Below are 8,584 nucleotides of genomic sequence, written 5' to 3' on the forward strand. Positions count from 1 at the left end.
CCGCATCCCCCAGTGGGGGGACGCACGCCGTTTGCGCCTTATCATGCCGCGCCGACGCCCTCTTGTCCGGGTTAACCCGCGTAAAAGCGGGCCAACAGCAGCGTCGTCAAAATGGCGGCATAACAACAAACGAGTATAGCTTATTCAAACCTAAAAACTATCCGAACGGACGGGGCTACCTCGAGGTGCTTGCTCCTTTTTTCGCGCAGAGCACGGTCGTCGGCTTTTCCAGATTAATTGACCCGTTTAAAACGGATAATGCTGCGGGACATTTTTCCGTTATCCCAGTTAGGCATAATCCGCCAAGGCGTCAGAACATCAGCTTCATTCCCTTTCACGACGATATTACGACGCTGCTCTGTTCCAACCCATTCTGGCGCCCATGCTGTCTGCACACTTGTAACCCACTGGTTACCTTCCACACGATAGCGGCCAATATAGGCAACGAGTGTCTTCATGAGATGCGCGCGATCCGCGTCATTTTTTGCCGGCTGACGATCACTCCCTTCAAGATTAAACGCAACCCAACCGTCAGGGGTGAAAATAACGCGACCACGCGGATGGGCGCCCATAGCGTCAATCAACTTCCCGGTTTCTTTATCCTGAACCTTATAAGAAACCAGCTCCCAAACCCCGACTATGTTCTTTTTCAAGTCTGGATCAACCTGCTTTGGAAGTTCCGGAATTGATACTTCCTGAGCATGGACAGATGACAATGAAGACATAGACACAGATCCCGCAAAAAACATAATCAGCATAACTTTTGTGTACTTACGTACTTTTTCAAACATACTCATATCCTTTCTATTTTTAAACAACATTTATTGTTTTGTGACGTCTTATGACGAACACTACGGCACACAGTATCAGAACCAGTATTGCTCCCGCCGCCATGCCAACTCGGGACAACAGCAATAATGGAGAGGCAGGCCCACCCTTTCTGATAAGCGCAACATCCTGTGGTGTGACCTGAACGTCTGGTCGACCATATGTTTTGAAAACAAAATTGCTCAACCTGGCGACCTGACTATCGTCCAGTTGTACAGCATCTCCCGATTTTCCGCCGAAACCTGGCATGAAGGCTTGGCGCCCCTCTACCGATCGAGAGACACCATACAGAATTGTTGAAATGAGGTTGTCGCCACGAGACGCGCCTGTCACCGAATTATGCCAAAGGGATGGATAATAACCATCTTTACTTCCCTGAGCACTGGCCCCATGACACGAGGCGCAGTTCCCCATAAAGAGAGCCGCTCCACTGGCGGTGTTGTCGTTATGATCTAGAATCGGGGTTACCCCCCGCAGCTCGACTGACGGATTTAGGTCATGGCCTTGCTGAAATCTGGACGAAGCGTGATCATTCGGATCACTGACCGGCTTTAAACTGCGCAAATAAACGCTAATGGCATTCAGGTCACCAGAAGACATATGAGAGAAACTGTGTTCAACAGCCTCACCCATTCCGCCTCCGGCCTGTGCTTTGCCATGCAGGCGTCCCGTGCGGAGATATTCCGTAAGATCCTGATCACTCCAACTCCCAATACCACTGACTGTGTCAGGGGTAATGTTTGGTGCGTACCATGTTCCAAGACTGGCTCCCGACAGCGGGTGCGCCAGATCTTCCTGCATCAGGAACCCACGATGTGTATGGCAGGTTCCACAATGCGTCGCCCCCTGTACCAGGTAAGCTCCCCTGTTCCACTCTGCCGACTTTGTCGCATCACCCTGATAGGGTTTTCCATTCAGGAACAACATGTTCCAAAAAGACATGGAGAACCGGATATTCATCGGAAATGGCAGCGCTGTAACCGGTCCTTTTTTATCTACCGGAGCAACCTCCTTCTGGAAGTAAGCATATAAATCAGCAATGTCCTGATCCGTCAGATAGGAATAAGCTGTGTACGGCATTGCTGGGTACAGGTTGGCACCATCTTTTCTGACGCCACGCCGAACAGCTTTGTCGAAATCTTCTAACGAATAGTGACCAATACCTGCTGAAAGAGACGGAGTGATGTTTGTCGAATACATAACTCCCAAGGGGGTATGCATGGCCAACCCACCCGCGAAAGGCTGTCCATGGGGCGCCGTATGACAGGCTACGCAGTCTGAAGCAACTGCCAGATACTGACCACGCTGTGGGTTTCCAAGTGGATCAGCCTTTGCTGGATGTGTCGCAGAAAGAGCAATGGCAGCAAAATAACAGACTGTAACTGTGTAGAAAAAGGATCGCTGTATCATGAGATCAAGCCGTCTTGAATTGTGCCACAATTGCATCGGCAGCCTTCAAAGCAAGCGCTGCCATTGTAATCGTGCTATTTCCACTCCCGCCGGTTGTCATTGCTGCCCCGCCAGGAAGAAAGAGATTCTCATGATCGTGAGAACGGCAATCAACATCGACAACTGAGTCTGATGGGTCTTTTCCCATAATGCAGCCTCCCATGATGTGATCACTATGCAAGAACTCAGGATTCAGATCGAACTTTGTCGCCCCTAAAGCCGCTGCCATCTTTTTAAGTGTCGGAATAGTATATTGTTCCGCACTACGCCGCACATAATCGCCAACATCATAATAAATCCGCGGGCGATTAAGGCCTAACCAGTCTTTTTTATCCGACAGCGTCAGACGATTAATGGAAGACGGAAGAGGCTCATGCTCCACAACCAACAGCCCGGTACAAGCAGACAGGCGGCGAATTTCCTGATCGAGAGCACGTCCGTACAGACCTTTTTTTAACGCTTCTGCTGCACCAATCGAGCCTCGGGCCATATTTTCCATACGGAACATGGCTCCAGCATATTCGCTACGGAAGTCGCCCTGACTGGTGTTCAGAATGCTACTGCCCTGTACAGGTCCAACCCCAGTCCAAAGCGGCTCGCTCATTTCAACAGTCGCTTTCAACTTCGGCTGATCCATCATGTTACGCCCTACCTGATCGGAACTGTTGGCAATTCCATTTGGATGGCGATCATCTTTGGACAAGAGCAGAAGTTTGGGGGTCTCAATGCCATTACAGGCAATGACGAAAGCACGCCCTGTTACGCGATGTGATGTGCGATGAGGGTCATAATAATGGACAGCCTGTATTTTATGACGGTCATCCGCTTCAATGCGATAGGCAACAGCATTGGTTAAAAGCTTTCCGCCTTTGGCCTCAATGCGTGGCAGTGCCGTGGCTGCGTCATATTTTGCAGCAATAGGGCAGACCGGAAAACAGTTATTATTGCCACAGCACGCAGGACGTCCATCATAACTAACACCACTATTGCGCGCCTGCGGTGCAGGCAAATTTTGCAACCCAAGTGGTGCCATAACATCGGTGAAGCGCTGCTCTCCTGGCCCCAAAGGTAACGGACCCATGGGATAAGGCCGGGAACGAGGCGTTTTGGGAGGCCATTGCAATGCGGCATCCGTTGGACCGCAAACGCCTAGAGCATATTCTGCACGAGCATAATACGGCTCTAAAGTCTCATAATCAAAAGCCCAATCGCGCCCAACTCCATAGAGGCTTTTTAATTTCATATCGTCAGGGGTCATTCGCCAACAAATGCCAGCCCAGTGCCACGTCGCTCCGCCAGCATACCGAACATAACCTTGCTGGTAAGCCGTGGCATTAGGCCCTGTCAGATCCAGATAAGCATTTTCTTCGCCAGGCGTGCGTGTTTCGAGAACTGGTGCCCATGGTGGCGGAGGAAATGGCGCATCCCAGTGATGTCGCAACGACGGAGGAAGGTTTCGAAAATTTTCTACGATGGTCTGTCGGTCAACCCTGGGCCCAGCCTCCAACATAAGCACTGACAAACCAGCATCTAGAGCTTGTTCGGCGATCAAACACCCAACAACGCCTGTTCCGACGACAACGACGTCATATTTTGTCTCATTTACCATTTCAGCGCGCTCCTATATCAGCTTCAAAAAATCGGAAGTTGAGAAAGAGGCGGAGCGTCCGCCGTCCAGCCATTGGGCCCAGAAATAGCATAAGAGGGTATCGTCATCACATCAGACGTGACTTTGAACATCAAAGCCTCTTCATAAGAAATGACGGAAATAGTGGATACCCCCTGAACTGCACCAGTATACCAAGATTCAATGATGCTTTGAGCGGCATTTTTCAAAGAAACATCTGCTAAAGCTTCCATAAGCTCTTCAACATCAGCGGGCTTTTTAGCCTCAATGAACGATGCTAGCTGCTCTAAATGTTCAGGAAAATCAGGAACAGTCGCGATCATTGCATCTGCTGTTCTCATTCCGATAGTTTCATTGAGCTTATGCGGCACCAAAAGAGATGAGACCGACATGAACTTCTGATGCAGCATTCCGGAACGCAACATTCCACCACGCAATGGCGCAGCGCGAGATGTTTGAACACAAAAGAGGGCACTGAGAGACGACATACCCAAAAGCAACCCGCGCCTTCCGATCCGAGGGCTGGTAGAGCGTGATATGTGCATAAGAAACACTCACTTCACAAAATAGAATTTCTTAACTAAATATAATATATACTCCCATTCTTGTATTTTTCGTCATAAATTTTTATTTTAAAACGATCTGTTATTTATTCTCCTAGACATGTTTGTGCATGTACCTTCCTGTTTTTAAAAGAAGGCACATGCACGAATAAAATTACTTATTTTCAGGCAGGCTTACGGGAATTGGCTGCTGCAACAAATTTGCCCCACTGCACGAGCGTTTCGGTGCAATCTGTCTGATCAAGCTTACATTCGATCAATGTTGGTCCACGAGTATTTTTCTTTGCCTTTTCAATGGCATCAGCCAGTTCTTCACCTGTCGTAGCGTGCAGGCCCAGTCCGTATTTACCACTTTCTACGCCCGGAACACCCTGGTTGAAGACCTGCATCAGAGCGGCATAGTCCCAGTTCTGGATATAATTATAGGGGCCATCATGAATTTTGATCTCAATGACGTAACCAAAATTATTGATGAGGAAGATGATAACCGGCAGTTCATAGCGAACCATTTGCGCCACTTCCTGTGCCGTCAGCTGGAACGAGCCATCACCAACCATCAGAACATGCTGACGCTCAGGAGCAGCCAGGGCATTACCGAAAATGGACGGCACAGACCAACCGATATGTCCCCACTGCATTTCCGACTCAACTTTGGCACCCTCAGGCAGATGCATACGCGTTGCATTGAACCAGGAATCACCAGTCTCGGCGTATAACGTCGTGTTTCCATCGACCAACGCATTGATCTGACGGGTCATCTCATCATTAGTGAGCGGCTTGGCAGCGTCAGCAACTGGCAACGCAACGGGAGTATACGGCTTCACCAGAGAGGCAGGCTTACTGGACACCCGCTCTGTCAGAGCAGCCACAAATTCCTTCAAACGGAAACCTTCAAAAGTCTTACCGCTCACCGTGACACGACCCGGGTCCACTTCAAGCACATGCTCTCCACGCACGGAATCCCGCCAACCGACAGTCGAATAATCATTCCAGACCGGGGCCAGAGTGATAACAGCGTCAGCGCTCTTGATGACATCTTCAACGCCAGGGCTGCTGACCTCCCCCCAATAAACTCCGCGGAAACCCGGATGCGCCTCAGAGAAGAAGCTCTTGGCCGCAGCCATAACAGTCACGGCACAACCGAGCTTGTCTGCAAGAGCCACTGTTTCAGTCAGCGCCTCACAAGAGCGCAGCTTGCTCCCGACAAGAATGACAACATTCTGGGCTTTTTCAAGAAACGCGAGACTTTCTTCGAGCGCAGCTTTGAGGCTGACTTCGTCTGCCTTCAGGTGAGACAGAAGCGACGAAACCGGACCTGGGCGCACACAAGGCTGGCTCGCAACGTTACAAGCAATTTCTAAATAAGCGGGCTTTTTTTCGCGCAGTGCGGTCCGAATGACGTGATCGATTTTTGCAGGTGCAGTGTCTGCCGAGGTGATGCTCTCAGCCGCACACGTAACGTGCTTCACCATCTCCATTTGATAATTATAATCTGTCGTGCCGATCGTGTGGTGCAGGACATGGCCCGACCCATGATCATTAGAGTTCGGCGCACCAGAAATCAGAATGACGGGAAGATTTTCAGCATAAGCCCCACCCAGGCCATTCATTGCTGAAATTGCACCGACACTAAACGTCACCACAGCAGCAGCAGCACCATTTTCGCGCGCATAACCTTCCGCCGCGAAGCTGCAATTCAACTCATTGCAGTCATAGATCTGCTTCATACCGCCATGCTCAATCAGTTGATCAAGCAGAATCAGATTATAGTCACCAGCAACAGCAAAATGATGCTTCAGACCGATTTGTGTCAGCCGTTCAGCGAGATAATGCCCAACAGTGAAAGCCATAACTCAGTATCTCCAATAAAAATTCTTCCCCCAAGATGGATGCCCCTCTTTTAAACGTCCAATATATATTTTGACTGATTGTCATATGTATATCATATGGATACATGGATCTTCGCCATCTACGCTATTTCGTGGCCATCGCAGAGCATGGCAGCTTCACAAAAGCCGCAGAGGTGCTCCATATCGAGCAGCCCCCTCTCAGCCAGCAGATTAAATCCCTAGAAACAGAGCTAGGAGTGCAACTCTTTATCCGGTCTAGACGTGGAGCTGTCTTGACGGATTTTGGGGAGCAGCTTTTTGAAAAAGCCCAGACAATTCTGCGCCTTGAACATCAATTTCACCTTCTGGCCAAAGGATTATCTCTTGGCGAACAAGGGCGTCTTAGAATAGGGATGGCTGGAGCCGTCGCGCTGTTACCTCTAATACCTAAAGCCATACGAGCATTTCGAGAGCAGTGGCCCGATATTGTAATCACACTCGAAGAGAGTAACACTCCCGCTCTCTGTGAGGCTTTACGAGAGCGCCGGGTCGATCTCGCCATTGTACGCCCGCCAGCGCCAGATCCGGAAATCGTACTCCATCCTCTCTTTGATGAACCAACCCTGATCGCCATTCCAAAAGGCCATCCACTTTCCAAGCGCCACACGCTCAAATTAATCGACGTCGCCAAAGAACCATTTCTTATTTTTGATCGCTCACTCGGCCCCGGTTTCTACGATGCTATTATCTCAGCCTGTCAACAAGGCGGTTTTACTCCGCGTTTCGGACAAGCAGCCCCTCAGATCACCGCAACAATTCCAATGGTTGCGGCGGGACTGGGTGTAGCAGTCGTTCCGGCTTACCTACGACAAATTCATGCTGATGGCGCAACATTCCATCCCATCTCCGGCCCCTCACCTCGAGCCAGCATCTCGCTTGCCACCCTTGAAACGGAATTGACTGGACCAAGCGCCAATTTCTATCAAATTCTTCTGGCTATAGGAAACAATAATTAGAATATAATATTGAGTATATTATCCGTAATTTCTATTAATAATTACAAAAATCCGATCATACATATTAATTATTTTCACTAATGCCATGACGGTCGATGCGCCAGAAAATCTCTTAAATTGTCGAGAAAAGTTCGAACGCGCAGAGGCACGTTACGTCGACTTGGCATCGTTGCAAACAATCCGATCGTCTCCCCTTGGTACTCCGGTAAAAGACGGACCAACCTGCCGCATTGCAGGTCGTCGCCGACGTCCCACAAGACTTTGAACACGATGCCTTTACCCTTGAGTGCCCAATCATGCACCACTTCGCCGCTCGTCGTCGATAGATGCGGCGTTACCTCAACGACCTGATCTTCTCCTTCACGAGACAGCCGCCATCGGTCGAGCATTCCCAGCTCATGCCCACGCATCAGGCAAATACAGCGATGCCGATTTAATTCGGCAGGAGTGGCAGGCATGCCAAATTTCTTAAGATAGGCTGGAGCAGCGCAGATGACTCGTTCACTGCTCATGATTTTTGTCGCAACAACCCCCGTTTCATTCGGCATGCCAATCCGAATGGCCAGGTCAAGGCGACTATTAACAACATCCAGCCCTTCATCCGACAGAAGAAGATGGACGCGCAGCTTCGGGAAACGATCGGCGAATTCGCTGACAAAATCAGCCAAACGGCGACGTCCCAGTTCAAGTGGTGCTCCAATCCTCAGAACACCACGAAGCTCTTTTTGATTGGCGGAGATCTCGGCTTCGGCTGCTTCAATATCAGTCATGATCTCTGCAGCACGCTCATAAAACGTCTGTCCCTCGTCCGTCAGGTCGAAGCGTCTTGATGTCCTTGTGACCAGACGTACGCCAAGCCGCTCCTCCAGCCGAGCCAGTCTTCGACTGGAAGCTCCTGCCGAAACGTTGAGGTGACGCGCGACTGCAGTCAGATTTCCCGCTTCAACGAGAAGTACGAAAAATCTCAGGTCACCGGCGTCATCGTGCATTGAGGGGCCATCTTTGCATTTTATACACAGATACAATTCCTTTTATGCGACTACCAGCACCATCAACGCACATCCATTGTCTGTTCATCAATGAATGGAGACAGACATGACGTCCGATCGCACTGCATCTTCACTCCCTCCCCTTCTGGACGCGGTTCACAACCGCGAAACTGCCTTCACAAATGAGGAGCGACACAGGAATGGTACGCTCGGCCTTCTACCTGACGTCGTCGAAACCCTTGATCGGCAGATGGAGCGCGTCCTGTGGCAGCTTGACAGCAAG

Annotated in this window: 7 protein-coding genes; 1 reads left to right on the forward strand and 6 read right to left on the reverse strand. The window is 50.1% G+C overall.

From position 1 onward, the window contains the following. Positions 1-233: 233 nt before the first annotated feature. The 5 genes from ABF979_RS15230 to ABF979_RS15250 all read right to left on the reverse strand — a co-directional run bounded on the left by ABF979_RS15230 (position 234) and on the right by ABF979_RS15250 (position 6,317). Positions 234-791, reverse strand: a complete 558-nt coding sequence (locus ABF979_RS15230; RefSeq protein WP_228120854.1) for a lipocalin-like domain-containing protein — start codon at positions 789-791, stop codon at positions 234-236. A gap of 19 nt (positions 792-810) precedes the next feature. Further along, the gene (locus ABF979_RS15235; RefSeq protein WP_415560597.1) at positions 811-2,238 is read right to left on the reverse strand and encodes a c-type cytochrome; all 1,428 of its coding nucleotides are present in this window, start codon (positions 2,236-2,238) and stop codon (positions 811-813) included. 4 nt (positions 2,239-2,242) lie between these two features. After that, positions 2,243-3,886 (reverse strand): GMC family oxidoreductase, encoded by a 1,644-nt coding sequence (locus tag ABF979_RS15240; RefSeq protein WP_194265668.1) that lies wholly within the window; start codon positions 3,884-3,886, stop codon positions 2,243-2,245. A gap of 23 nt (positions 3,887-3,909) precedes the next feature. Next, positions 3,910-4,449 (reverse strand): sorbitol dehydrogenase family protein, encoded by a 540-nt coding sequence (locus ABF979_RS15245; protein ID WP_228120856.1) that lies wholly within the window; start codon positions 4,447-4,449, stop codon positions 3,910-3,912. Positions 4,450-4,631: 182 nt separating this feature from the next. Beyond that, complete coding sequence (locus tag ABF979_RS15250; protein WP_194265666.1) at positions 4,632-6,317, reverse strand: alpha-keto acid decarboxylase family protein; 1,686 nt, start codon at positions 6,315-6,317, stop codon at positions 4,632-4,634. A gap of 104 nt (positions 6,318-6,421) precedes the next feature. On the opposite strand from ABF979_RS15250, the gene ABF979_RS15255 reads away from it, so the two are divergent. Beyond that, the gene (locus ABF979_RS15255; RefSeq protein ID WP_415560598.1) at positions 6,422-7,312 is read left to right on the forward strand and encodes a LysR family transcriptional regulator; all 891 of its coding nucleotides are present in this window, start codon (positions 6,422-6,424) and stop codon (positions 7,310-7,312) included. 77 nt (positions 7,313-7,389) lie between these two features. On the opposite strand, the gene ABF979_RS15260 is transcribed toward ABF979_RS15255, so the two are convergent. Next, the gene (locus tag ABF979_RS15260) at positions 7,390-8,301 is read right to left on the reverse strand and encodes a LysR family transcriptional regulator (protein WP_415560599.1); all 912 of its coding nucleotides are present in this window, start codon (positions 8,299-8,301) and stop codon (positions 7,390-7,392) included. Positions 8,302-8,584: the final 283 nt, after the last annotated feature.

Origin of the sequence: Gluconobacter sp., assembly GCF_047723935.1 — a bacterium.
Taxonomy (GTDB): domain Bacteria; phylum Pseudomonadota; class Alphaproteobacteria; order Acetobacterales; family Acetobacteraceae; genus Gluconobacter.

Bases quoted from the DNA above. Each gene is read 5' to 3' on its own strand.
- ABF979_RS15235 (WP_415560597.1), bottom strand. From the start codon at position 2,238: ATGATACAGCGATCCTTTTTCTACACAGTTACAGTCTGTTATTTTGCT.
- ABF979_RS15230 (WP_228120854.1), bottom strand. From the start codon at position 791: ATGTTTGAAAAAGTACGTAAGTACACAAAAGTTATGCTGATTATGTTT.
- ABF979_RS15255 (WP_415560598.1), top strand. From the start codon at position 6,422: ATGGATCTTCGCCATCTACGCTATTTCGTGGCCATCGCAGAGCATGGC.
- ABF979_RS15260 (WP_415560599.1), bottom strand. From the start codon at position 8,301: ATGCACGATGACGCCGGTGACCTGAGATTTTTCGTACTTCTCGTTGAA.
- ABF979_RS15250 (WP_194265666.1), bottom strand. From the start codon at position 6,317: ATGGCTTTCACTGTTGGGCATTATCTCGCTGAACGGCTGACACAAATC.
- ABF979_RS15245 (WP_228120856.1), bottom strand. From the start codon at position 4,449: ATGCACATATCACGCTCTACCAGCCCTCGGATCGGAAGGCGCGGGTTG.
- ABF979_RS15240 (WP_194265668.1), bottom strand. From the start codon at position 3,886: ATGGTAAATGAGACAAAATATGACGTCGTTGTCGTCGGAACAGGCGTT.